The sequence below is a fragment of the Streptomyces ochraceiscleroticus genome (genome assembly GCF_000720485.1).
Lineage (GTDB): Bacteria > Actinomycetota > Actinomycetes > Streptomycetales > Streptomycetaceae > Streptomyces > Streptomyces ochraceiscleroticus.
In genome coordinates, this window is the sequence record NZ_JOAX01000116.1 from 1 (window position 1) to 309 (window position 309).

At 56.6% G+C, this 309-nt stretch carries 1 rRNA gene; it reads right to left on the bottom strand.

The window, feature by feature from the left end:
- Positions 1–94: ribosomal RNA gene (locus IG84_RS0137450) — 16S ribosomal RNA — on the bottom strand; the annotation flags it as partial.
- Positions 95–309 lie beyond the last annotated feature (215 nt).

The following is a 309-nucleotide window of genomic DNA, read 5'->3' on the forward strand; positions in this document are numbered from 1 at the left end:
CTAATCCCCTCCCGAAGGAGGTTCATCGTTCGACTTGCATGTGTTAAGCACGCCGCCAGCGTTCGTCCTGAGCCAGGATCAAACTCTCCGTGAATGTTTTCCCGTGATCGGGAGAAACACACACGAGAGCGGAACGAGCGGACGGAATAGGTCCGGTCGTTCACAGCGTCCTCGCTGTGTGCGCCACCGGGCAACAAGTGCCGGGTGGACTTTTCAAAGGAACCTCGTCCCAGCTGATGCTGGAGACGGGGTATCAACATATCTGGCGTTGACTTTTGGCACGCTGTTGAGTTCTCAAGGAACGGACGC